Below are 21,408 nucleotides of genomic sequence, written 5' to 3'. Positions count from 1 at the left end.
AACGACCTCGCGATCATGCCACGCATCGACGCCACCTACGGCCAACCCGACGGCTGGCAGGGCGGCCCAGGCCTGGGGCTGCTGACCGAGGCCCAGATCGGCGCCTACACAGCAATGGTCGAAGATCTGCACAACTAGTGGCGAACCTGATCGCATAGACGACCCGGACGCGGCGCATCATGGATGCGTCGAGTCCGTCTCTATTGATGGCTCATCGCTGCATTCTGGGAGGTCGGCTCCCGGATTCCGCATCGCTGCATCCGGGCTGCAGGCTGCAATGGGTGTCGCTCGGGTTAGAATGGCTCGAAGCCGCCTCCGGGGCGGATCTTTCCTCGTCCCCATCGGTTCGGTCGTGATCGTCGAGGGGACGATTGCATCATCGAGTCATCTGGCATCGAGACATCTGGGCTGCTCATGACCCTCAAACGGTTCGGATTCGAGTGCATTCCCGCCAATCAGGTCGCGCGGATGCGGGCCATTCTGCGCGCGGCGCGTTTGACGTGGCCTCTGTGGACGCTGGTGGTCGCGATGGGCGCGGCCTTGGTCTTGGCCGTGCTGCACGGTCTGTCGCCTGGGTACGCCTGGTTGCGCTGGTGGTGTCTTGGGGTGCTGTCGGTTGGTACAGCGGCGGCGGTGGTCGTCTGGATTCGGCTGCGCGATCAGTTGCTGCTGCCGCTGGTGCGTTTGGAGTGCTCGCTGACTCAGGTCTGTCAGGGCGAGCCGGGCGCCAGCGATGCGCTCAAGGAGACGGGAGTGCTGCGCGGGATCGCCCAGGACATCCGCAGTCTCAACGAGGAGCTGACCGATCTCTACGAGGACATGGACAACCGGGTGGCGCGTCAGACCCGTCGCCTGGCGCAGAAGACGGCTTCGCTCAAGATTCTCTACGACGTGGCGGCCGGCATCCACCAGACCGAGAGCGTCGAGGAGCTGTTGTTGCGCTTCCTGCGCGTGCTCAAGGAGATGATCAACGGTCGAGCGGCCACGGTGCGCCTGGTGATGCCGGACGGCAGCCGGCGCCTGGTGGGTTCCATCGGCCTGGACGACGATCTGGTGCGCGAGCAGGACATGGCACCGGTCGATCTATGTCTGTGCGGTAGCGTGCTCGCTCCGGGCGATATCGTCTGCGACAACGACGCGCGCTATTGCTCGCGTATCTATGGCCGGCGTATGTTCAACAGCTCCGAGATGGAGGTGGTGACCGTTCCCCTGGAGCATCGCGACCAACTGCTGGGCGTCTACAGCATCTTCGTTGACCGCCCGGGTGTGAAGGCGCGCGAGGACATCATGGATCTGCTGTTCACCGTCGGTCACCATCTGGGGGTGGCGATCGCCAAGCAGCGTTCGGACGCCGAGGCCCGCCGGTTGTCCATTGTCGAGGAGCGCAATTCGCTGGCTCATGAGCTGCACGATTCGCTCGCCCAGACGCTAGCCAGCCTGCGGTTTCAGTGTCGTATGCTCGACGATTCGTTGGGCGCCACGCCCATCTCGGAGGAGGCGCGCAACGACCTGGCCCGTCTGCGCAACGGGCTCGACGAGGCGCATACCGAGCTGCGCGAGCTGCTGGCCAGTTTCCGTGCTCCGCTCGATCGGCGTGGTCTGGTCCCGGCGCTGGCCAAGCTGACTCAGCGTTTCGGTCAGGAGACGGGGGCTCACGTCCTGTTCCAGAACGATTGCCGGCCGTTCGAGCTGTCGGCGAGCGAGGATCTGCAACTGCTGCGGATCGTCCAGGAATCTCTGGCCAATATCCGCAAACATGCCCAGGCCCACACGGTTCGGGTGCTGTTGACCCGCGACGCGGGCGACCGCTACGTGCTGCTGGTCGAGGACGACGGCGTCGGCTTCAGCGCACCGGCCGACGGTTCCAATCCAGGCGAACGGATCGGGCTCTCGATCATGGAGGAGCGCGCCCGGCGTATCGGCGCCGAGATGCGGATCGAGAGCGAACCGGGCGAGGGGACCCGGGTCGAGGTCGTCTTTGAAGTCAACCGGCGCGGCGCGCGCCATGCGCTGGGGGTTGCCTGATGCGTGTCCTATTGATCGATGATCATGCCCTGTTTCGTTTCGGTCTCCAGGAGTTACTGGAGCGCCGCGGTATCGAGGTGGTCGCGGTCGGTGATGCCTCCACTGGACTGCGCCGGGTCGGCGAGACGTCGCCGGACGTGGTGCTGCTCGACATGCGTATGCCGCAGCTCTCGGGCCTGGAGTTGCTGCGCCAATTGCGCGCCGCGCATCAGACCATGCCGATCGCCATGCTGACCACCAGCGCCGAGGAGCGCGACGTGATCGACTCGTTGCAGAGCGGGGCGCAGGGGTATCTGCTCAAGGATATGGAGCCGGAGGCGCTCATCGCCGCCCTGGGCGAGATCGTGCGCGGACGCACGGTAGTGGCGCCCGAGCTGGCGATCGTGTTGGCCAGGGCGGTGCAAGGCGGCGATCCCAAGGGCGCATCGGCGCAGAACGGCGTCGCCGATCTGACCCCGCGCGAGCAGCAGATCCTCTGTCACCTCGCCGAGGGGCAAAGCAACAAGGCCATCGCCCGGCGGCTGGGGATCTCGGACGGTACGGTGAAGCTGCACGTCAAGGCGATCCTGCGCAAGCTCGATGTCCATTCGCGGGTCGAGGCGGCGGTGATCGCGGTGGAACGCGGTCTGTGCGAGCGTGCGCCGGTGCGCGATCTCTGAAGACTGATCGACGCTGCTCCGGGGGCGGCGGCATCAGGTGTTGAAGGCGTAACGGGCGGTGGCCATATCGGCACTTCGTCCTCTGCGCGCGGTCCTATGGAGCCTGTTGGTCGCCCCGGTTCCGGTTGCCGGGATCACCGCGTTCGGGGCGATAGATTGCTTCATGGAGACTGCTCAACCGATGAAGAATTTCCTGGAACTCATCAAGAATTGCCTCACCGATATCCGCGAGATCATGCCTTGGGATCTGGCCGAGCGGCTGGAGGCGAATCCAGACCTGTTGATCGTCGACGTGCGCGAGCCGAACGAGTTCGCTGCCATGCACATCCCCGACTCCATCCATGTTCCGCGCGGCATCCTCGAATCGGCCTGCGAATGGGACTACGAGGAGACCCTGCCCGAGTTGGTCCAGGCGCGCGATCGCGAGGTGGTGGTGGTCTGTCGCTCGGGGTATCGCAGCGTTTTGGCCGCCCATTCCATGACGGTGCTGGGCTACCGCAACGTTGCCTCGCTCAAAACCGGTCTGCGCGGTTGGAAGGACTACGAGCAGCCGCTGGTCGACGGGCAGGGGAATGCGGTCGATCTCGACGATGCCGATGTCTATTTCACGCCGAATCTGCGTCCCGAGCAGCATCGCCCTGCGGGGCTTTCACAGGATTAGGGCTGTTTGGTCCGAGTCGGAGCGGCCGTTGTCGGTCATGCGGCGCAATACGCTGGGGCTATTGCGCCCTACACAGGATCTGTTTGGTCCGAGTCGGTGCATGGGGATTACGTTGGTGCTTTATCCGGGCGACGGATGGGCGTTAGGTCGGCGTGATGGGTTCGCGCTGCCAGATGCCGTTGCGGTGTGCCAGGACCTCTCCTCCAGTGTCCGCCCATTCGGCGAGTACCGAGCGGCGCGCTTGGCGGTCGCCGAGCGCGATCTCGTGGTCGCACGGGCGGTGGGTATGGCCGTGGATCAGGTGGAGGGCGCCGAAGCGGCGCAGATAGCCGGCGACCGTATCTTGGTTGACATCCATGATCTCGGCGGACTTCTCCGCCATGGCCGCTCGGCTGCGGTTGCGGTAGTTGGCGGCCAGGGCGCGTCGGCTGTCGAGCGATTTGAACAGAAACAGCCGTTGCACCAGCGGGTTGCGGACACGGCGACGGAAGCGTTGATAGGCCAGGTCGTCGGTGCAGAGCAGGTCGCCGTGCATCAGTAGCGTCGGTTCGCCGGCGAGCGAGATGAGGGTCGGATCGCGTAGCAGGCGGCAGCCGGTCTCGCGGCGGAAGCGCCGTCCGAGCAGAAAATCGCGGTTGCCATGCATCAGGTCGCAGGCGACGCCCGCATCGGTGAGTGCGCGCAGTCCGGCGATCGCCCGGCGGTTGAAGGGCGTGTCGTCATCGTCGCCGATCCAGCTGTCGAAGAGATCGCCGAGGATGTAGAGACGCTCGGCCTCACGGGCAGGGCCGGCCAGGAAGTCGAGCAGAAGGTCGAGCGTCGCCGGACGGTCCGGCGACAGATGCAGGTCGGAGATGAAGAGGTGCGTCATTTCAGTGCGGAGCCGTCAGCCGCCGGCGGCCAGCTTGAAACCGTGCTGCCTGGACCTGTTCCGTTCACCGATTCGGTGAGCGGCGGGCTGGCCAAATGTCCGCGTCGTTTTTGCTGGACGCTGATAGCTGGCGGCTGGAAGCTGACCGATCATTCCTCCGCAATCCACCCCTGGAGCGCGTCGATTAGCCCCTGTGCCTGGGCGCGACTGGAGATATTGAACTTGGACTGCTGGCGGTATTCGCCGTTGCGCTTCTGGTAGCGGCGGATGGTGTATTTGTCCGCGCCGTATTCGCCTTTGGTGCGGTCCCATTCCTGGTAGCGGAAGATGATGGTCGTCCAGCTTCCCTTCGACAGGATCACCTTGTCGAGTTCGCGCGTGGTGTCGATGCCGTCCTCTGTGTAGGTGACGGTCAGATCCTCGACCTTTTCGGTCATTGTTGTTTCTCCGGGTTTTCGGTGTTCGGTGTCGCTGCGGGTTCGAGCTTGCGGCGCGCACCGTTGCGTTTCAGTATCTCGACGATGGTCTGGCGATCCGCGTCTCTGCCGTTGGCTCGGGCCAATGCGATGGCCAGCGGCATGCGACCCCGTCCGTCGGGTCGGTTGACATCCGCGCCCAGGTCCAGCAACCGGGCGACGGTTTCGAGGTATCCGCCCTCGACCGCGATTCCCAGCGGTGTGCGGCTCTGCGCGTCGGCGCGATCGACGTCCGCGCCAGCCCGCGTCAGGAAGGCGAAGGTGTCGCGATCCGAGACCCCCTGTTTGACCAGATCGACCAGCATCGCCTGGGCATCCAGCGCGGCGCCCTGTTCGATCAGCGACCGCGCGACCTGGGTCTTGCCGAACAGCAGCGCGACCTTCAAGGGCGTGCGGCCGGATGCGTCCAGCGCCTCTGGATTCGCGCCGTGCGACAGCAGTTGTTCGGCGATCGCGACCCTGCCGGTGCTCGCGGCCACATGCAGTGGGGTGTCGCCATCGACATCCGGTTGATTGACGTCGGCGTGCCAGTAGAGATTGCGCTTGACCTGATCCAGATCGCCGGTGTGAACCGCGCGATAGAGACTCTCCGTCGGTTGCGCCGGTTCACTGCAGGCAACGAGCGTCAGTGCGGTCGTGAGCGACAGGATCAGCAGTGGATGCATGGGCCTCGGTGACGGGGTTGCGTTGATGGTGGCTCGGGTTTCCAGGCCGCGTCGAACGTGGCGATGGTACGGCGAGCGCTCCGGCCATCGCAACTCGCCGCATGCCTTGGGATACCATGTGTCCTCACTCAGTTGCGAGGCGATTCACTCCGATGTTTTGGAAACTCCTGCTCACGCTCGGCGTCATTGCCGCAGTTTACGGCTCTTTGCGCTCGCGTCGCCGTGCCGAGTTGATTGCGCACGGGCAGGAGGTTGGGCCGCCTCTGGTGCCGCCGGGGCTGATGCGCCGGGTTGCCTGGGGCCTGATCGCGGTCATGCTGCTCGGCAGCGCCGTCTATCTGGTGCAGGATTGGCTCCATGATCACCAACGGGTCGAGGTCCAGGTGGTCAACGCCAATACCGGCGCGATCGCGCGCTATCAGGCCCATCGGGGCGATATCCAGGGTCGCCGTCTCACCACGCTCGACGGACGCGAGATTCGTCTCGCCGATGTCGAGCGGATGATCATCTTGCCCGCATCGTCCGGGGATTAAGGTCATTTCTGGCTGGACGCTGATGGCTGACCGCTGGCAGCTTTAAGAATCCCCATGGCCGGTCGCCGTCGGATCGTAGATCTCGCCGCCGTTTGCGGCATAGCGGCGCAGCAGCTCGGCCGCCTCCTCGCGCAGTAGCTCGGCGGTGACCCGGATGCCTCGTCGGGCATAGCCCGAGATCCAATCGTTCGGTTTGTCTCCCTCGTCGAATCCGATGGCCCGCACATCGGCGTCGCGCGCGGCGTAGACCAGGCGGTCGATGCCAGACCAGGGTAGGGCGCCCAAGCACATGGCGCAGGGCTCGGCGCTGCTGTAGAGGATGCTGCCGCCGGGCAGCGCCTGGCGCAGGTCGTAGTGTCCGAGGTGTTGCTGTGCCGTGGCGATGGCGACCATTTCGGCGTGGGCGATCGAGCAATATGCCGGCACCACCCGATTCACCCCGACGGCGATGAGTCGTCCGCTGTCCGCCGCGAAGAGCGCGGCACCGAACGGACCGCCAGTGCCGGCTCGGATGTTCTCGCGGGTCAGCTCCAACACCCATGCCATGCGCGCGCGGTCGTCGGCGAGCGGCCTCGGCACGCTGGCGAGAAAGCCTGGGACCCACTCAGGAAGGTCGATGCGGATCGCCCCCGGTTGGGGTGCGGTTGTTTCTCTGAGATTCGTGTCCAAGTTCGTTGAGTCGGTCAAGGTTCCGCTCCGGTTGTCCAACGCGCCGGTGAGTGTGTCTTGTGGGACCGACCGTTTGTCAATCGATCGACTCTCGAAACGCATCAGGAGGAATCATCATGCGTCAGCTCATCCTGCCCTTCATGCTCTCTGGAATTCTGGTCGCGACTCCGGCGCTGGCCGACTGGAATCTGGATTCAGGCCGCTCGCATCTCTCCTTCGTCACCATCAAGGCCAAGGATGTGGCGGAGGTCAACACATTCGACGAGATTCATGGCGTCATCGACGATCAGGGGCAGGTGGTCGTGACGCTGATGCTCGACAGCGTGGACACCCTGGTTCCGATTCGTAACGAGCGGATGCGCACGTTCCTGTTCGATACCACCGACTACAAGGAGGCCGTGCTCAAGGCCAAGGTGGATCCCGAGCTGGTCTCCGGCATGGCGGTGGGCGAGATCAAACAGCTCTCGGCCGAGGGCAATCTTTCCCTGCACGGTAAGACCCAGCCGATGACCCTGAGCATGCAGGCGGTGAAGGTGGATGCTGGCACGGTGATGGTGGCCAGTCTCAAGCCCTTGATCGTGGACGCCGCCAAGTTCGGGCTCGGCGATGGCGTCGAGAAGCTGCGCGAGATCGCCGGTCTGGAGAGCATCAGCGAGGCGGTGCCAGTGACCTTCGTGATGACCTTCGTGACCGCGCCGACAGCGGCCAAGTGATCTCATGCCCGTGACCGTGCGCCGATCCGGTGAGGTCGGCGCATGCACCGAACGGTTCTGGTTGGCGGCTCCTCGGGCTTCGGTGTACGAGAGGTAAAGTGCTGTCGAGGCGTGACCGTAGCGGGTATCATCTATTCAACTCATTGGGTTAATGGATGTCTGCGGTGGATGCGCCAGGAAGGCGGCACTGGCGAACTCCGGTTCTCCTCGTTTCGAACAGACCCGGCTCCAGGAGCCTTGAAGAAATCGATGCCCCCTGCGATTCGCGAAGCCCTCGAATTCTGTCCCAACCTACCGACTCTGCCGGGCGTGGCCATCCGGGTCATCGAAATGGGCCGCGATCCCGACATCAACATCGGTGCGCTCGCCGGCCTGCTGTCCAAGGATCCCGCGCTCGCAAGCCGTCTTCTGCGGGTGTGCAACTCGCCGCTTTACGCCAAGCGCCGCAGCACCACCAATCTCCATCAGGCGGTGATGTTGCTGGGGGTCAACTCGACCATGAACCTGGCGTTGAGCTTTTCGCTCTCCGAGCTCTACCGCTCCAGCGATGTCGACCGTGCGGCAGTGGATCGGGTCTGGCGGCGCGCGCTCATCTCGGGGCTGGCGAGTCGGATGCTTGGCGAAACGCTCAAGCAGAATGCGCTGGATGAGTTCTATCTGGCCGGGTTGCTCCAGGATCTGGGAATTCTCGCCCTGAGCGCTGCGGTTCCGGATCGCTATCTGAAACTCTTGACCACCTACCAGTCGCATGACCCTTTCGTCGAGCGCGAGCGCGAGGCCCTGGGGTTCGATCATGGCGAGGTCGGGACCTGGCTGATGCGTCATTGGGGGTTGTCGGAGCGGCTCGCCGTCACCGCCGCCTCGGCGCACGATCCCAATCGGGCCGAGATCCCCGAGGATGCGCGGCCATTCGTCTATTGTGTGGCCGTGGCTGGACATATCGCCGACGGTCTGTTGGACGAGCAGCCTCAGCCGGCCCTGGATGCTGCGGCGACGGACGCCGCGACGCTACTGGGATTGGACGAGCAAGTCCTACAGGTGTTGATCGAGGAGGTGGTCGAGGGGCTGCCCGAGCTGGGCAGCCTGTTCGAGATCGAGATCATCTCGCCGGGTATGGCGCAGGGGCTGGTCGATCAGGCGCGCGACATCCTCGCTACCCGCAATCTACGTCTCATCCATCAGGCTACCGAGCACCCCCAGAAGGTGGTTGAGATGGAGGAGGCGGCCGAGGTTTTGCAAAAGGCCGCAATTCATGATGCCCTGACCGGGCTGCACAATCGCCGCTATTTCGATGAGGTCCTCGAAAGCGAGTTCACCCAAGCGACCGACAACGGTTGGCCGTTGACTCTGGGATTCATCGACCTGGATCATTTCAAGCAGGTCAACGACACCCAGGGACACTCGGTCGGTGACGCGGTGCTGGTCAAGATCGCCGCCGTGCTCAAGCGCAATCTGCGCGAGCGGGACTACATCATGCGCTACGGCGGTGAGGAGTTCGTCGTGCTGCTGCCTGGCCACGGTATGGAGGGCGCGCTCACCGTCTTCGAGCGACTGCGCACGGCGGTCGAAGCGACGCGCCACATGAGCGAGACTGGCGAGTCCTTTTTCATCACCGCCTCGATCGGGATCGCCTCGCACATGGATGGCGAGCACCGCATTCACGACCCCCTCCAACTGGTACGTGCCGCCGACCGCGCGCTCTACGATGCCAAGCGCCATGGGCGCAACCGCATCGAATCGGTTTTGCCCTGAGGTCCCGCGCGCCACACCCGTAGCCCGGATGGAGCAGAGCGAAATCCGGGGCACCCTCCGGATCAAGTCGGCCTTGGACGCTTCCAGGTATAGACCGCCGTGACTGCGTAATTCCATACGGCTCCAACCAGGATGCCGGCCAGTGCCGAGAAGAACCAACCTGAGTGGCTTTGGTGGAACAGGTAGTCGGCGATTCCGACGTTGGCCAGCGCGCCGACGCTGCAGGCCATGACGAAGGTGAACCAGCCCCACAGCAGTTGTCTGCCGTGCAGGCGCATGTCGCGGTAGGTCAGCAGGTTGTTGAGGAAGAAATTGCTGGTCATGGCGACCAGGGTCGCCGCGCTCTGGCCGAGCAGGAAGGCGCCGGTTCCGAACAGATGCAGGACCGGCCAGAGCACCGCCATGTGCACGAAGACGCCCAGTCCTCCGATCAGCGAGAAGGCGATGAAACGGACCGGAATCACCGGTCCGATGACCTTCTGCGCCAGCATCAGCAGATACTCCCAAAGCACCGCCTGTTCGAGCTTGCTGCTGCCCGTTTCGCGCTGGCGGAAGGTAAACGGCAGCTCGCGGAAGCGCAGCGGCGGTTCGGCGGCGGAGAAGATGTCGAGCAGGATCTTGAAGCCGACGCCGCTCAGTCGGCGCACGCAGGATCGGAGCACCTCGGCGCGCACCATGAAGAAGCCGCTCATGGGGTCTTGGAGTTCGGCATGGATGAGATATTGGCCGATGCGGGTTGCCAGTCGGCTCATCGAATGACGTTTGGCGCTCCATTCGCCGACGCCGCCGCCCTCGACGTAGCGGCTGCCGACGACGATGTCGAGATTCTCTGTCTCGATGGTCTTAAGCATGCGCGGAAGCAGCGTCTCGTCGTGCTGCAGATCGCCGTCCATGACGGCGAGGAAGGGCGCGCTGGTGGCGAGCATGCCCTCGATACAGGCCGAGGAGAGCCCTCGGCGTCCGATGCGCTGGATCAGGCGGATGCGTGGATCCTGGCGCGAGAGTTCGCGCACCCGCTCGGGCGTTCCATCCGGCGAGTCGTCGTCGACGAAGATGAGTTCCCAGTCGATGCCCTCCAGGGCCAGGCTGACCCGGCGTGCCAGTTCGGCGACCGATTCGGCCTCCTTGTAGGTGGGCACGACGACGGTCAGCATGGGGGGGGCGCAAGGCGGTCGGGCGGGCGTCTGTTGTGACATGGATTCAACCTGGGGATCGGCGCTCGGCCTGGATTCGCGGCAATGAAGGGTCGATCGGCTAGAATGCCGCCGCCTGTAGCGTTCCGGGCGCGGGTTTCGGTTCGATCGGGGCGCGCATTCTAACCCGGATAGGGCGAGCGATGTCTTCGGGGCCGAAGCCCTTGGAGCATCCCTTCTGTTGGCGGCTGGCGCGCACATCTCGGGCGTCGGCCCAGGTCGAGTCGGAGTGGAAGACGGCATGCATCATCATCGGGCGCCATTCGCGCCGACAGGTTCCTGGGTCCTGCTGGCGATCGTGATCGCCGGTCTCATCGCATGGCGCTTCGCGATCGCGGCGCTCATGCCGGTGACGCTCGACGAGGCCTATTACTTCGATTGGGCGCGTCACCTCGCCTGGGGCTATTTCGACCATCCGCCCGGCGTCGCACTGCTCGGGCTCGGGGCCCTGTTCGAGCCTGGGTCGGCGTTCGCGGCGCGGTTCGGCGGACTGTTAGCCGGGGCAGCGACTCTGGTCGTGCTGGCCGCTTTCTATCGTCGTTGCGGGCTTGCGAATCCGGTCGATCTGGCGCTGGCGCTGGTGCTCGTGGGAGGCACCCTGCCGGGACTCGCCGGCGGCGTGCTCACCACGCCCGATACACCGCTGGCCCTAGCCTGGGCCTTGGCGCTGCACGAGGCGGAGCGGGCGCTGGCCGTGGATCGGCGGCGCTGGATCACGGCGGGATTGGCGGTCGGGTTCGGGTTGCTTGGCAAGTACACCATGGTCCTCATCGGGCCCGTCCTGCTCTGGGCCATTCTACGCGCGGACTGGCGGGCGCTGCGCACGCCCTGGCCCTATCTGGGCGGACTCGTCGCGCTGCTGGTTTTCATGCCCAATATCCTCTGGAATGCTCATCACGACTGGGTGACCATGCGCTTTCAGTTCGGTCATGGCTTCTCGACGGAGGTCGGGGCATTGGCCGCTGTACCCGCCGAGGTGATCGAGCGCACCGGGTTCCAGTCGCTCGGTGAGCGGTTGGGAAGCCTGTTCGGCTATCTCGGGATGCAGCTCGGATTCTGGGGGCTGATCGCGGTGCCGTTGCTGTGGGCGGGCTGGTCGCGCAGGTCGTTCGGTCCGGCGGACGCGGCGACGGTCCTTTCCGTGCATGGGCGCGCGCTGCTGGTCGCCGCGACGCTCTTTCCGCTCGGTTTCTTTGCGGCGATCGCGACCTTCAGTCAGGTGCAGGCGAACTGGCCGCTGATGTATCTGCTCGGGGCCGCACCGCTTGCGGCCATCTGGCTGCGCCGGGTAAGGGGCTGGGCCTACGCAGCGGCCGGCGTCAATCTGCTGTTGGTAACGCTCTATGCCTACCACTCGGCAACGGCCGCTCTGCCGTTGCCGGACAGTCAGAATCGCATCCTGCGCGAAACCCATGGGTTCGCCGAGCTGGCCCAGCAGGCGGCCGAGCTGGACGCGCCCGTCTATGTGGATCGCTACCAGACCACGGCCATGCTGCGCTTCTATCGCCCGGATGTGGGGGCCGATCAGTGGCCGGGATTGACCCGGCCGTCCGAGTTCGTGCGTCGACGGATGGATGAGCCCCAGGCGCGAACCGGTCCCTTCTGGCTGGTCACCCGTTTCGGGGCGCCCCCAGCGATCGAGGGATTCGGCGTCGAGCGTGGCCGCACATTCTACGATTGTGCCGGCGAGCCGCTTCGGGAGGCCGAAGCCAAGCCCTGTCAGCGGCCGCTGCATACCTGGCATCTCTACCGGTATCGACCGAGCCCGTAGCCCGGATGGCGCTTGCGGAATCCGGGGTGTGGCAGGACGCGAGGGTGGAGTGGGCGGCTCCTGGGTTTCGCTGCGCTTCACCCAGGCTACTGGGCTGGGGGCTATTGGGTCCGTGGTGTAGCGATCATGTTCGGTCGTCCTCGGCGTAGCGGGTTTCGATGACTGGACTGGCGTCGAGGGTGCGGTGGATGGGTGCGCGCTCGGCGATTTCCAGTAGGCGTCTGCGCTGGGTGGCATCGAGCGCGCCGTGGATGTTGAGGCGCTGGACGATGCGGTCGAGGCGGCCGTTCTTGACCTCGCAGCTCTCGCGGTCCTCTGCATAGACGCGCTCGTGCCGGAGGCTGACCTCGATGTCGTCGAGCGGGATGCCGTGACGCTTGGCGTACATCCGCAGGGTCATGGAGGTGCAGGCGCCGAGCGCCATCAGCAGCAGGTCGTAGGGCTCCGGGCCGAGATCCGATCCGCCGTTCGGCTTGGGTGCGTCCGCCAGCCATTGATGGTGCGCGGTGTAGAGACCGCGCAGGAAGTTGGTGTCGATCTCGGTGACCAGCACCTCTTTCGGCTCGACCTTGGGCGCGGTTCCGGTGCTGGGCTCGAAGCTGTGTCGACCGATCCCCAAATAGCGGCTGGCCCAGGCGACCAGCGTCTCGGCGACATACTCGGCATCCTCGCGGTTGCTGAGCATATGGTCGGCATTGTCGAGTGAGATGAAGCTCTTGGGATGCAGTGCCGCTTGGTAGATCTTGGCCGCCTCCTTGATGTCGACGATGGTGTCGAGTGGCGAATGGAAGACCAGCAAGGGTCGATCCAGGTGCCGGATGTGCTCGGCCGAGCCGTATTGCTCCAGGTCGTTGAGCAACTGCTTGCGGATGCGGAATCGGCGTAGACCGATCTTGACCTCCGCCTCGCCTTCTTCCTCCAACTGACCGCGTGCGCCGCTGAAGAGATGCTGGACGTGGGACGCGGTTGCCGGGGCACCGATGGTGACCACGGCCTCGACCGAGGGCAACTGGGGGGCGGCCGCGAGCACCGCTGCACCGCCCAGGCTGTGTCCGATCAGTAGGGCCGGCGCCTCGAAATCCTGCTCCAACTTGCGTGCCGCCGCGAGCAGATCCTGGACGTTCGATGAGAAGTTGGTGTTGGCGAAGTCCCCGTCGCTGTTGCCCAATCCGGTGAAGTCGAACCGTAGCGCGGCGATTCCGCGCGTCGCCAGGGCGCGACTGATGCGGCTGGCCGCCGCGACGTCCTTGCTGCAGGTGAAGCAGTGGGCGAAGAGTGCGTAGCGGGCGACGGGGGTACGATCCGGCGGCATCTCCAGGAGACCGACGAGCGTGTGCCCTTCGGCGTTCGGGAATTCGATTTTGATCCGTGACATGCGAAGGCTACCAATGCGATGGGATGCGGTTGTTTCTCGGGGCGTGCGCGAGGACTCTCTGATCGGATCCGATGGTCGAGCGTCGATTCGGACCGGATGTCGATGGCCATTCTCGCTCGGCGATTCGGCCATCGTCGGATGATGCACCGCAATATAAACAGGAAAGAACGGTTTCGAGCAAGTTTCGTGGGCAAAAGTTCAACTTAATCATTGAATTAAATTCTGAAATCGCTGGGTCTGGAGCCCCTCTGCCATGCGGGAAAGGCTGAAGTGCGGGCGCGACAAAATACGGGCGGCGTGGCAAAGTTGCGCGTATGAACGCCTCATCCCGTCCCTTGCATGCACGCATCCATCTGGGTGCGATCCGTCACAACTATCGCATTGCCAAAGCGTTCGCGCCGTCGAGCCGCGCGCTCGCCGTGGTGAAGGCGAACGCCTATGGTCATGGGGCGATCGCGGTGGCGCGCGCCCTGGCTGCTGAGGCGGACGGTTTCGCGGTGGCCTGTCTGGAGGAGGCCCTGGAGCTTCGCGACTCCGGCATCCGCGATCGCATCCTGCTGCTGGAGGGCGTCTTCGCACCGGATGAGATCGCCCAGGTCGACGCGGCCGGACTGACCATGGTGGTGCATTGCCGCGCGCAGTTGGACTGGGTGCTCGCGGCCCGTCCCGAGCGTCCGCTGCGCTGCTGGATCAAGGTGGACTCGGGGATGCACCGGGTCGGTTTCGCGCCGGAGGACTTCGGCGCGATCCATGCCGAGCTTGGCGCCTGCGCCCACGTCGGCGAGTTGGGCGCCATCACCCATTTCGCCCGCGCCGATGAGCCAGGCCATCCCTTCATCCAGCGCCAGCTCGCCGATTTCGACCGGGCGCTCGGCGGTAGGGCGGTCATGTCGAGCCTGTCCAATTCGGCGGCGGTGCTGTCGCTGCCCAGCGCGCACCGGGACTGGACGCGACCCGGCATCATGCTCTACGGCATTTCGCCATTCGCAGTGCCCCATCCGGCGGCGGAGCTGCGGCCCGCCATGACGCTGGAATCCGCCATCATCGCGGTGCGCGATCTCGCGCCGGGGGAGCCGCTGGGCTACGGCGGTCGCTTCGTCTGCGATCGACCGACCCGGGTCGGGGTCGTGGCGGTCGGCTATGCCGACGGCTATCCGCGCCACGCCCCGGACGGCACACCGCTCGCGGTTGCGGGACGTCCGACCCGTCTCATCGGCCGTGTCTCCATGGACATGATCACGCTGGATCTGACGGGGATGGAGGATGTGGGATTGGGGACGCCGGTGCAGCTTTGGGGCGATCGGATCTCGGCAGCCGAGGTTGCCCAGGCCGCCGGGACCATCGCCTACGAACTCTTCACCGGGATCGGTCGGCGCGTGCGGCTCATCCATGAGGGCGTTTGAGCGATTGGGTTCAGCTACTGGAAATGGTGGACGTAGCGCAGGTTCAGTCGCGACCCTTCGGTGCGGTTCTCCGCCGCAGTTTCCCAATAGGCGTTGACGAAGACATGGTCGTGCTGGGAGACGTGGTAGACCATGCCCGGACCGATGCCGAGCACCTGCTCCTTGGTGTCGGAGAGATCGTGCCCGTCGAGTTTGTTCTCGGTGATCTGCTTGAGATAGTAGCCGTTGATGCCGATGCGCAGCCGGTTCGGCAGCACCTCGTAGGCGCTCGCGAAGTTCAGATGGATCGCCTGTCCGGCCTGGCTGTCATCCGCGCCGAGCCAGGTGTGGGGATCCGCGTTCTCGGCATTCCAGAGATAGTGCAGACGCCATGAAATCGTCCACTTGGGTCTGATGAAGGCGGTCGCGGCCCAGTAGGGGTTGAACGAGAAGGTGTTGCTGCCTGGGTTGAGCGCATGGTCTGCGTCGTAGGCACCGGTCGGGAAGATCATCTGGAACTCGACGCGGTGCATGAAGCGCGGACCGTTGGGACCCATGATGGGATCCCACTGCAGGAAGGGACCGATCAACAGGTCGCCGAGGTTGGCACTGTTGGCGGAGAGGGCGAAATTGTCTTCGGGGTTCAGGTCGAAGCCGACGATCGGCTGCATCAGGTTCATGCCCCATTTGCCGCCCCACAACAGCTCCTGGTCCGACTGGTAGGCGATCTGGGTGAGGCCGATGTTGGCGTCGACCTCCGCCTTCTCCAGTCCGCGCGGCGTGGGGACCCGCATGTCGTCGCCGTCCACATCCTTGAGCCGACCGTCGCGGTAGATCTGGACGTATTGCTGAAAGTACCAACCGGGGCCGGCCGGCGGGGCCCCGTCGAGAAAACTGGTGAAACCCAGATTGACGGCTGGAAGGTCATAGGCGAGCGCCGATTGGGTCGTGGTCAATCCCGTCGACGCCAGTCCCAATGCTGCGGCCAAGACGTACGAGTTGGAGATTCGCATGGTTACGCCTTTTTTGTCGTTATTGGAGAGCGGCGCAACCTTAACATGGCGGTCATCTGGGATTACACGATGCGCATGGCGGCCATTTTGACCGAGATCAGGCGTTTTGAGCGGAGCCTGGCCTGCGCCTGTGCCGCGCGTGCGAATCTGCGTTCAGACGGGTGGTCGAGTTGCGATCATGGAGGGCCGCTGCTCGAAGGCATCGAACCAATTCGCGAGTCCGGGGCGGGCGGTCCGCCAGTTCCCGACGGCGCCACGCAGATCCAGATAGCCGAGTGCCACTGCGATTGAGATAACGCCCAAGTCGACCCGTTCGCCAAGCGTGTCCAGGTCGGTTTCGAGTCGATCGAGCGTGCGCTCGATTGCGCGTCGCTTAAGGTCCAGCCACCAGTCCCAGCGTTTTTCCTCGGGACGTTTGCCCAGTTCCATGAAGATGAGGATGGCCGCGTCCAGGACGCCGTCGGCCAGGGCCTGTTCGCGCAGCACCTGCCAGTGCATCTCGCCGGTCGGCGGAATCATGGGGCGGCCCACATGCTGGCGGTCCAGGTATTCGCAGATCACCGGGCTGTCGAACAGCGTTTGGCCGTCGTATAGGACCAGCGTCGGAATCATCGACAGCGGGTTCTCGGCAGTCAGTGCGTCGGGCTCGGACCAGCCGTCGATCGTTTCGATCGTAACCTGATCGATCAGTCCCGTTTCCTGTAACAGAACCATCACCTTGCGGACGTAGGGTGAGGTGTGTGAATGGCGGAGCAGCATCGGATCCCCCCGGTGTGAGCTTCGAACGGAATACTTGAGTCTTTGAGTTTACGCTGGTCTCGCGACGAGACACACGGCATTTGTCAGTAATTCACCGATTACTAATTTTTGCCCGCTCGGTGTAGCGATGCCCTGGTTTCGGTCGTGTTGTCGAAACTTCGGTTTGTCGTTGTCCAGCGTCCGATTTGGGACTAAGTTAATCGGCCTAGGGCCACGTTGGGCACCGATGCGCGGACGATGGCGAGACGCGCTCCGGGCGATGCGATCTCCTTGTTTCTTCATCCATCCCAACCACGGGTCGCCGGGGATCCCTCGTTGCCCCGCCCCGGTTGCGGGCATTCGATCCGCCAGTTCCTTATGTGCGGCACACCCTCTCATTTAGAGCGCTATTTTCATGCAACAACTCACTTCGGAAGGTCAGGGGATCGTCGACGGTCTGTCTCAGCGCTACGGTTTCAGCCCCGATGCGGTCACCCACATGCTGTTCGCCGTAGTCAACGGCAACGGATCCATGGCGCAGTTCAGCCATCCCGAGTTCGGCGGCTCCGGCCAGTGGATGCAGGGCGGCATGCTGATGCTGGGCGATATGTTCAACCATTCGCTCAAGGGGCGCGTCGATGCCTTGTGCGGCGAACTCTCGGGGATTCTGGCCAATCAGCCCGGTCTCTTGCGTAGCGGCAGCTTCCAGTCCCAGAGCCAGAGTGGTAGCGGTCAGCAGTATCAGGGAGCGGGGGCGCCCATGGGCGAGTCCAGCCTGTTCGTGCCCGATCCATCGGCCAATTGGTGGCCGAGCGAACTCGGCGCGCCCAACGCGACCGGCTCGCAGAACGAGATGCGTTATGCCTATTTCGCCAACGCGCGCAGGCTCGCGGTTCAATCCGGTGGGCAGGTTTGGGTCTATGACACCCTCGATCATCAGATCGGCGGTTTTTCCCAGCAGCAGGGTATGGGCGGCTCGATCCTCTTCTCCAGCCAGTACGGCACCGTGAATCTGGCCAGCCTGCCGGTCGTATCCATCGACGGACGCCCCGCCGCGCCGCCCCAGGCCGCGCCGGTTGGCTCCTCGGCACCGGCTGCGGGGGCCTCCGGCGCCGAGTCGGACATCTTTTCCGCGATCGAGCGGCTGGCCGATCTGCGCTCCAGGGGCATCCTCTCCGACGACGAGTTCTCCCAGAAAAAGGCCGAGTTGCTGAGTCGTCTCTAACCGCGTCTCCGATGTTCGCGCCCCGTCCCGAAATCGGCGTCAGCTCGCGCTCGGTTCGGGGTGGGGTCGGTACCCCAGATCGAGCGAAAGCCGCTTTCCGGCCTCCATCAGATCCTCGATCCATTCCGTCCGTCGCCGCAGGATCGGCGCCGAGACCGAGAGTCCCGCGCTGACATTCCCGGTGCCGTCATAGATCAGAACCCCGATGCAGCCGACGTCCATCTCGGCTTCCTCGTCGTCCAGGGCGTAGCCGCGTGCGAGCGACTGGGCGCATGCGGCGATCAGGCGCGGGAGGTCGGTGATGCTGTTGCGGGTATAGGCCGGCAGGTTGGTACGGCTGGCATAGGCGCGGATGGCGTCCTCGCCCGCGGCGCCCAGCATCAGCTTTCCGACGGCGGTGACATGCAGCGGCGCGCGCGAGCCGATCAACTGTTGGACATGGATCATGCGGTTCGGGGTCGCCTTCTCGATGTAGACCACGGCGTCGCCCTCGCGGATGGTGAGGTTCACCGTTTCGCCGAAGCGGTCGCGCAGATCCTCCATGATCGGTAGGGCGATGGCGCGCACGTCGACATTGCCGTGCAGCCGCACGCCGAGCTGCAGCAGCCGCAGACCGAGCCGGTAGCGTCCGGCCGAATCCTTCTCGACGAAGCGGTTGTGGATCAGCGAGGCGAGGATACGGTGAGCCGTCGAGACGTTCAGCCCGGTCTCGGCAGCGAGGATCTTGAGACTGACCGGGTCTGGATAGCGGGCGATGGCGTCGAGCAGTGCAGCCGCGCGATCGATGACCTGAATGCCGGAGGGGCTGTCTGGAGGCATGGCGGATATTTCGTGGCGATGTTCGCTGTATGAAAACAGACCTGCGGTGAATTGTCGCGAGGGTCGGAGACGACGTGCTTGTCAAGTCCCTGAAGATTCCATACACGCTTTAGGCATAATTCGGGCCGTATCCACAGGCTCTTGAGCTTCGAAACCATGCGCGTTTACAGGTTGTTTCGTATCGAATTGTCGCAATGCTGATTTCGATGACTCGGACGTTCAGGTGCATACGGGTTTGCGAAAATGCCGGGCCCGCAGTCGGTCAATTTTGAGTCCGAGTTCAAGCCAAACGGGAGCAAAGATTCGATGAATTCAAGCAGCCTCGCCATCCTCGCCGGAGCACTCGGCGCCCTTGCCGCTCTGCCGGCAAACAGCCAGGACTACATCGGTTACGTCGAGCAGCTCGCCGCCCAGGCGGGGCAACAGGCCCAGATGCATGCGCAGAACGCGATATCGGCCTATCGACAACAGACCGGCGACTGGTCGACGCCGGATCAACAGGTATTCGACTACCTGACCGCCCTGTCGCGTCAGCAGAATCCGGGATTCTACGCGGACCTCCAGAATCGAGAGCAAGCGTTTCAGGCGCAGCAACAGGGCTATGTCAACAACAGCAACGCGGTCCTCGACGGCATGTTCAACAACTACATGGATCGATCGCAACAGCAGTATCAGGGCCATCAGCAGTACATTCGCGAAGGCATCCACGAACGCTCCCTGTACACCAACGGCAACGATGTCTATGAGATGCCCTACTACGCCCCGGGCAACGTCTACGAGGCAAACGACGGTTCCCAGATGACCCAGGACCAATACGGCCAGTACTACCAGTACGATCCTAACGGCTGGGAAACAGAGATGCAGGAGTATAGGGAATGACGGCAGGCATCCGGATGCGTGGCCATGGCTTCCCACCGCCGAGGCGCGCAGCCGAACGCCACCGGCAACCAAACACAGGATCCAGACCACCCGCTCACGTGCAATTTATGGCTGTAACCTGAGGCCCCTTCAAACGCTCGGCGCGTTTCTTCTTGAAATATGCTCTGTTACGGATTGCCAGCGGGACGGCGACCGATAGCGGGCTTCGAGCGGCTCACAAATTCAAAGCCCCCGGCTCTGCCGGGGGATGGTTACCTGTCCTTCTTGCGTGGCCTACCACGCTTTCGGAGCTCACGGCGCTGGCCCGTCATGGCCTCGATCTCGCGATAGAAGCGGTCGTTGCCGATGGGCTGGCTCTGGTTGAGTGCCAGTCGCAGGTCGCTGAGGGGCTTGTCGTTGAGCGCGCCTGCGAAGAGGCCACGATAGGCGGCGTGCCGCTGCTCCTCGTCGTCGCCAAGGGCGAGGTAGAGTGGATGCGCGGAGAGGAGTGCGTTCGGGGTCAGAGGTCAGGTCTCGCCTTGTTGCAGGTCAATGAAGAGCGCTTCTCGGGGAAAAGGTATTCAATGGCCAGGTCGAGACCGATTGGAACAGCGACCTCGCCATCGCCGCCCATGTCGTCAACGCCACGCAGCGTATCCCCTACGGCTACGACGCCGACGGGCTGCTGACCCAGGCCGGTGAGCTGCGGCTCACCCGCCATGTCGGCCATGGGCTGCTGACCGGCACTACCCTCGGCGTCCTCACCACCACCCAGGACTACAACGCCTTCGGCGAACTCGCCACCCAACAGGCGGCGCACGACGGCAGCGCGCTTTACGCGGTCAGCTACAGCCGCGACCGTCTCGGGCGCATCACCGAGAAGACCGAGACCCTGCAAGGCGCGACCAAGGTCTATGCCTACGTCTACGACCGCGCCGGACGCCTGACCGCCGTCCGCGAGAACGGCACCGTCACCGGCTCCTGGGACTACGACGCCAACGGCAACCGCATCGGCGTCGACGGCACGGCCAACGGCACCTATGACGAGCAGGACCGCCTGCTCCAGTACGACGCCCCGGCCCGCCCGCGCCCGAGCGGCACCATCGGCTACGTCATAGACGGCCAGGACCGGCGCATCGGCAAGACCCGCGACGGCGAGCTGATCCAGGGGTTCCTCTACAAGGATCAGCTCAACCCCATCGCCGAGCTGGATGGCGAGGGCAACCTGGTCTCGGTCTTCGTCTATGGCGAGAAGGCCAATGTCCCAGCCTACCTGATCAAGATCGATCCCGAGACGCAGGAGGAGACCACCTACCGGATCCTCTCCGACCACCTCGGTAGTCCACGGCTGGTCGTCGCCGTCGAGACTGGGGCCGTCGTTCAGCGGATGGACTACGATGTCTGGGGTGTGGTCACGCGGGATACCAACCCGGGGTTCCAGCCGTTTGGGTTTGCGGGCGGGCCCTATGAGCCGGAGATCGGGCTCGTGCGCTTTGGGGTCAGGGACTATGATCCTTATACGGGGAGGTGGACGGGGAAGGATCCGATTGGGTTTGAGGCATCCCATTACACACAAGTCTGTGAGTGCTTGATGTCGCGTGACCGCACCAAAAACGTCTGTCTGTATAAATCAGTGATTTAGGACCAGGTCAGCGGAGATGTGTGTAACGAGATGGGTTTGAGGGCATCTCGTTACACACATCTCCGCCAATCCATTCATAAGTTCCTGATTTATATAGAGAGGCGCTTTTGGGGTGACCAGGCGAAATCAAGCGCTTACAGACTTGTGTGTAATGGGATGGTTTGAGGGGGATGGAGAAAATCTGTATGCCTATGTCGCTATAGGCGGTTTTCTTATTCCATGTATCATTCAGTTCACGGGCTCAGGTACCAAGTAATCTATACTTAAATCAGTGAGCATTGACACTTTATCTGAGGAGCCTGCGATGAAACCAGCTTGGTTATCCGATGCACGATTGATCCCCGATGAAGTCATGGACTATCTTCGAA

22 protein-coding genes are annotated in these 21,408 nt (G+C 63.9%); 11 read left to right on the top strand and 11 right to left on the bottom strand.

Going from position 1 to position 21,408, the window contains the following annotated elements; genetic code table 11:
- The first annotated feature begins 414 nt into the window (after nucleotides 1-414).
- Complete coding sequence (locus ACFSJC_RS11240) at nucleotides 415-2,025, top strand: sensor histidine kinase (RefSeq protein ID WP_386026682.1); 1,611 nt, start codon at nucleotides 415-417, stop codon at nucleotides 2,023-2,025.
- On the top strand, nucleotides 2,025-2,684 hold the full coding sequence (locus tag ACFSJC_RS11235) for a response regulator (RefSeq protein WP_386026681.1): 660 nt from the start codon (nucleotides 2,025-2,027) through the stop codon (nucleotides 2,682-2,684). The genes ACFSJC_RS11240 and ACFSJC_RS11235 overlap by 1 nt, the downstream gene beginning before the upstream one ends.
- A gap of 33 nt (nucleotides 2,685-2,717) precedes the next feature.
- Here ACFSJC_RS11235 and ACFSJC_RS11230 read toward each other — a convergent pair whose 3' ends face one another.
- Nucleotides 2,718-2,849: a hypothetical protein gene (locus tag ACFSJC_RS11230; protein ID WP_386026679.1), complete on the bottom strand. Its 132-nt coding sequence runs from the start codon at nucleotides 2,847-2,849 to the stop codon at nucleotides 2,718-2,720.
- Nucleotides 2,850-2,865: 16 nt separating this feature from the next.
- Here ACFSJC_RS11230 and ACFSJC_RS11225 point away from each other — a divergent pair, with 16 nt between their 5' ends.
- Nucleotides 2,866-3,345 carry a rhodanese-like domain-containing protein gene (locus tag ACFSJC_RS11225; protein WP_386026677.1) on the top strand — a complete coding sequence of 160 codons (480 nt, stop codon included), beginning with the start codon at nucleotides 2,866-2,868 and terminating at the stop codon, nucleotides 3,343-3,345.
- Nucleotides 3,346-3,487: 142 nt separating this feature from the next.
- Here ACFSJC_RS11225 and ACFSJC_RS11220 read toward each other — a convergent pair whose 3' ends face one another.
- The 3 genes from ACFSJC_RS11220 to ACFSJC_RS11210 form a co-directional block, all read right to left on the bottom strand.
- Nucleotides 3,488-4,216, bottom strand: a complete 729-nt coding sequence (locus ACFSJC_RS11220) for a UDP-2,3-diacylglucosamine diphosphatase (RefSeq protein ID WP_386026675.1) — start codon at nucleotides 4,214-4,216, stop codon at nucleotides 3,488-3,490.
- Nucleotides 4,217-4,365: 149 nt separating this feature from the next.
- The gene (locus tag ACFSJC_RS11215) at nucleotides 4,366-4,653 is read right to left on the bottom strand and encodes a hypothetical protein (protein WP_386026673.1); all 288 of its coding nucleotides are present in this window, start codon (nucleotides 4,651-4,653) and stop codon (nucleotides 4,366-4,368) included.
- The gene (locus tag ACFSJC_RS11210) at nucleotides 4,650-5,357 is read right to left on the bottom strand and encodes an ankyrin repeat domain-containing protein (RefSeq protein WP_386026671.1); all 708 of its coding nucleotides are present in this window, start codon (nucleotides 5,355-5,357) and stop codon (nucleotides 4,650-4,652) included. Before ACFSJC_RS11210 ends, ACFSJC_RS11215 begins: the two co-directional genes overlap by 4 nt.
- 152 nt (nucleotides 5,358-5,509) lie before the next feature.
- On the opposite strand from ACFSJC_RS11210, the gene ACFSJC_RS11205 reads away from it, so the two are divergent.
- Nucleotides 5,510-5,890 carry a hypothetical protein gene (locus ACFSJC_RS11205; protein WP_386026669.1) on the top strand — a complete coding sequence of 127 codons (381 nt, stop codon included), beginning with the start codon at nucleotides 5,510-5,512 and terminating at the stop codon, nucleotides 5,888-5,890.
- Between the two features lie 42 nt (nucleotides 5,891-5,932).
- Here ACFSJC_RS11205 and ACFSJC_RS11200 read toward each other — a convergent pair whose 3' ends face one another.
- Nucleotides 5,933-6,577 (bottom strand): nucleoside deaminase, encoded by a 645-nt coding sequence (locus ACFSJC_RS11200; protein ID WP_386026667.1) that lies wholly within the window; start codon nucleotides 6,575-6,577, stop codon nucleotides 5,933-5,935.
- A 98-nt stretch (nucleotides 6,578-6,675) separates the two neighbouring features.
- Here ACFSJC_RS11200 and ACFSJC_RS11195 point away from each other — a divergent pair, with 98 nt between their 5' ends.
- Both ACFSJC_RS11195 and ACFSJC_RS11190 read left to right on the top strand, forming a co-directional pair.
- Nucleotides 6,676-7,272 carry a YceI family protein gene (locus tag ACFSJC_RS11195; RefSeq protein ID WP_386026665.1) on the top strand — a complete coding sequence of 199 codons (597 nt, stop codon included), beginning with the start codon at nucleotides 6,676-6,678 and terminating at the stop codon, nucleotides 7,270-7,272.
- A 249-nt stretch (nucleotides 7,273-7,521) separates the two neighbouring features.
- Entirely contained in the window at nucleotides 7,522-9,024 is a 1,503-nt protein-coding gene (locus tag ACFSJC_RS11190) for a diguanylate cyclase (RefSeq protein WP_386026663.1), read from the top strand.
- Nucleotides 9,025-9,086: 62 nt separating this feature from the next.
- Here the strand turns inward: ACFSJC_RS11190 and ACFSJC_RS11185 are convergent, their stop codons facing one another.
- On the bottom strand, nucleotides 9,087-10,220 hold the full coding sequence (locus ACFSJC_RS11185; RefSeq protein WP_386026661.1) for a glycosyltransferase family 2 protein: 1,134 nt from the start codon (nucleotides 10,218-10,220) through the stop codon (nucleotides 9,087-9,089).
- 58 nt (nucleotides 10,221-10,278) lie between these two features.
- A complete protein-coding gene (locus ACFSJC_RS11180; RefSeq protein ID WP_386026659.1) occupies nucleotides 10,279-10,470 on the bottom strand; it encodes a hypothetical protein in 192 nt (63 codons plus the stop codon).
- Here ACFSJC_RS11180 and ACFSJC_RS11175 point away from each other — a divergent pair.
- On the top strand, nucleotides 10,459-11,988 hold the full coding sequence (locus ACFSJC_RS11175) for an ArnT family glycosyltransferase (protein ID WP_386026657.1): 1,530 nt from the start codon (nucleotides 10,459-10,461) through the stop codon (nucleotides 11,986-11,988). The genes ACFSJC_RS11180 and ACFSJC_RS11175 overlap by 12 nt on opposite strands.
- A 124-nt stretch (nucleotides 11,989-12,112) precedes the next feature.
- Here ACFSJC_RS11175 and ACFSJC_RS11170 read toward each other — a convergent pair whose 3' ends face one another.
- Nucleotides 12,113-13,363 (bottom strand): bifunctional alpha/beta hydrolase/OsmC family protein, encoded by a 1,251-nt coding sequence (locus tag ACFSJC_RS11170; protein WP_386026655.1) that lies wholly within the window; start codon nucleotides 13,361-13,363, stop codon nucleotides 12,113-12,115.
- A gap of 314 nt (nucleotides 13,364-13,677) precedes the next feature.
- Between ACFSJC_RS11170 and alr the strand changes: the two genes are divergently transcribed.
- Nucleotides 13,678-14,766: an alanine racemase gene (gene alr, locus ACFSJC_RS11165; protein ID WP_386026653.1), complete on the top strand. Its 1,089-nt coding sequence runs from the start codon at nucleotides 13,678-13,680 to the stop codon at nucleotides 14,764-14,766.
- A 14-nt stretch (nucleotides 14,767-14,780) separates the two neighbouring features.
- Here the strand turns inward: alr and ACFSJC_RS11160 are convergent, their stop codons facing one another.
- On the bottom strand, nucleotides 14,781-15,758 hold the full coding sequence (locus ACFSJC_RS11160; RefSeq protein WP_386026651.1) for a SphA family protein: 978 nt from the start codon (nucleotides 15,756-15,758) through the stop codon (nucleotides 14,781-14,783).
- A 153-nt stretch (nucleotides 15,759-15,911) separates the two neighbouring features.
- Nucleotides 15,912-16,517 carry a glutathione S-transferase N-terminal domain-containing protein gene (locus tag ACFSJC_RS11155; protein WP_386026649.1) on the bottom strand — a complete coding sequence of 202 codons (606 nt, stop codon included), beginning with the start codon at nucleotides 16,515-16,517 and terminating at the stop codon, nucleotides 15,912-15,914.
- Nucleotides 16,518-16,911: 394 nt separating this feature from the next.
- Here ACFSJC_RS11155 and ACFSJC_RS11150 point away from each other — a divergent pair, with 394 nt between their 5' ends.
- On the top strand, nucleotides 16,912-17,721 hold the full coding sequence (locus ACFSJC_RS11150) for an SHOCT domain-containing protein (RefSeq protein WP_386026647.1): 810 nt from the start codon (nucleotides 16,912-16,914) through the stop codon (nucleotides 17,719-17,721).
- 39 nt (nucleotides 17,722-17,760) lie between these two features.
- Here ACFSJC_RS11150 and ACFSJC_RS11145 read toward each other — a convergent pair whose 3' ends face one another.
- Nucleotides 17,761-18,540 carry an IclR family transcriptional regulator gene (locus ACFSJC_RS11145; RefSeq protein ID WP_386026645.1) on the bottom strand — a complete coding sequence of 260 codons (780 nt, stop codon included), beginning with the start codon at nucleotides 18,538-18,540 and terminating at the stop codon, nucleotides 17,761-17,763.
- A 306-nt stretch (nucleotides 18,541-18,846) separates the two neighbouring features.
- On the opposite strand from ACFSJC_RS11145, the gene ACFSJC_RS11140 reads away from it, so the two are divergent.
- Together ACFSJC_RS11140 and ACFSJC_RS20040 are read left to right on the top strand one after the other, a co-directional pair.
- On the top strand, nucleotides 18,847-19,419 hold the full coding sequence (locus ACFSJC_RS11140) for a hypothetical protein (RefSeq protein WP_386026643.1): 573 nt from the start codon (nucleotides 18,847-18,849) through the stop codon (nucleotides 19,417-19,419).
- 601 nt (nucleotides 19,420-20,020) lie between these two features.
- Nucleotides 20,021-21,040 carry an RHS repeat domain-containing protein gene (locus tag ACFSJC_RS20040; RefSeq protein WP_386026684.1) on the top strand — a complete coding sequence of 340 codons (1,020 nt, stop codon included), beginning with the start codon at nucleotides 20,021-20,023 and terminating at the stop codon, nucleotides 21,038-21,040.
- Nucleotides 21,041-21,408: the final 368 nt, after the last annotated feature.

The sequence above is a fragment of the Thiorhodococcus fuscus genome (genome assembly GCF_042682685.1).
GTDB classification, from domain to species: Bacteria; Pseudomonadota; Gammaproteobacteria; order Chromatiales; family Chromatiaceae; genus Imhoffiella; species Imhoffiella fuscus.
The sequence above is the reverse complement of the archived record's forward strand: the minus strand, read 5'-3'. Positions and strand labels throughout refer to the sequence as shown.

Bases quoted from the DNA above. Each gene is read 5' to 3' on its own strand.
- ACFSJC_RS11240 (WP_386026682.1), top strand. From the start codon at position 415: ATGACCCTCAAACGGTTCGGATTCGAGTGCATTCCCGCCAATCAGGTC.
- ACFSJC_RS11235 (WP_386026681.1), top strand. From the start codon at position 2,025: ATGCGTGTCCTATTGATCGATGATCATGCCCTGTTTCGTTTCGGTCTC.
- ACFSJC_RS11230 (WP_386026679.1), bottom strand. From the start codon at position 2,849: ATGAAGCAATCTATCGCCCCGAACGCGGTGATCCCGGCAACCGGAACC.
- ACFSJC_RS11225 (WP_386026677.1), top strand. From the start codon at position 2,866: ATGAAGAATTTCCTGGAACTCATCAAGAATTGCCTCACCGATATCCGC.
- ACFSJC_RS11220 (WP_386026675.1), bottom strand. From the start codon at position 4,216: ATGACGCACCTCTTCATCTCCGACCTGCATCTGTCGCCGGACCGTCCG.
- ACFSJC_RS11215 (WP_386026673.1), bottom strand. From the start codon at position 4,653: ATGACCGAAAAGGTCGAGGATCTGACCGTCACCTACACAGAGGACGGC.
- ACFSJC_RS11210 (WP_386026671.1), bottom strand. From the start codon at position 5,357: ATGCATCCACTGCTGATCCTGTCGCTCACGACCGCACTGACGCTCGTT.
- ACFSJC_RS11205 (WP_386026669.1), top strand. From the start codon at position 5,510: ATGTTTTGGAAACTCCTGCTCACGCTCGGCGTCATTGCCGCAGTTTAC.
- ACFSJC_RS11195 (WP_386026665.1), top strand. From the start codon at position 6,676: ATGCGTCAGCTCATCCTGCCCTTCATGCTCTCTGGAATTCTGGTCGCG.
- ACFSJC_RS11190 (WP_386026663.1), top strand. From the start codon at position 7,522: ATGCCCCCTGCGATTCGCGAAGCCCTCGAATTCTGTCCCAACCTACCG.
- ACFSJC_RS11185 (WP_386026661.1), bottom strand. From the start codon at position 10,220: ATGTCACAACAGACGCCCGCCCGACCGCCTTGCGCCCCCCCCATGCTG.
- ACFSJC_RS11175 (WP_386026657.1), top strand. From the start codon at position 10,459: ATGCATCATCATCGGGCGCCATTCGCGCCGACAGGTTCCTGGGTCCTG.
- ACFSJC_RS11180 (WP_386026659.1), bottom strand. From the start codon at position 10,470: ATGATGATGCATGCCGTCTTCCACTCCGACTCGACCTGGGCCGACGCC.
- ACFSJC_RS11170 (WP_386026655.1), bottom strand. From the start codon at position 13,363: ATGTCACGGATCAAAATCGAATTCCCGAACGCCGAAGGGCACACGCTC.
- alr (WP_386026653.1), top strand. From the start codon at position 13,678: ATGAACGCCTCATCCCGTCCCTTGCATGCACGCATCCATCTGGGTGCG.
- ACFSJC_RS11160 (WP_386026651.1), bottom strand. From the start codon at position 15,758: ATGCGAATCTCCAACTCGTACGTCTTGGCCGCAGCATTGGGACTGGCG.
- ACFSJC_RS11155 (WP_386026649.1), bottom strand. From the start codon at position 16,517: ATGCTGCTCCGCCATTCACACACCTCACCCTACGTCCGCAAGGTGATG.
- ACFSJC_RS11150 (WP_386026647.1), top strand. From the start codon at position 16,912: ATGCAACAACTCACTTCGGAAGGTCAGGGGATCGTCGACGGTCTGTCT.
- ACFSJC_RS11145 (WP_386026645.1), bottom strand. From the start codon at position 18,540: ATGCCTCCAGACAGCCCCTCCGGCATTCAGGTCATCGATCGCGCGGCT.
- ACFSJC_RS11140 (WP_386026643.1), top strand. From the start codon at position 18,847: ATGAATTCAAGCAGCCTCGCCATCCTCGCCGGAGCACTCGGCGCCCTT.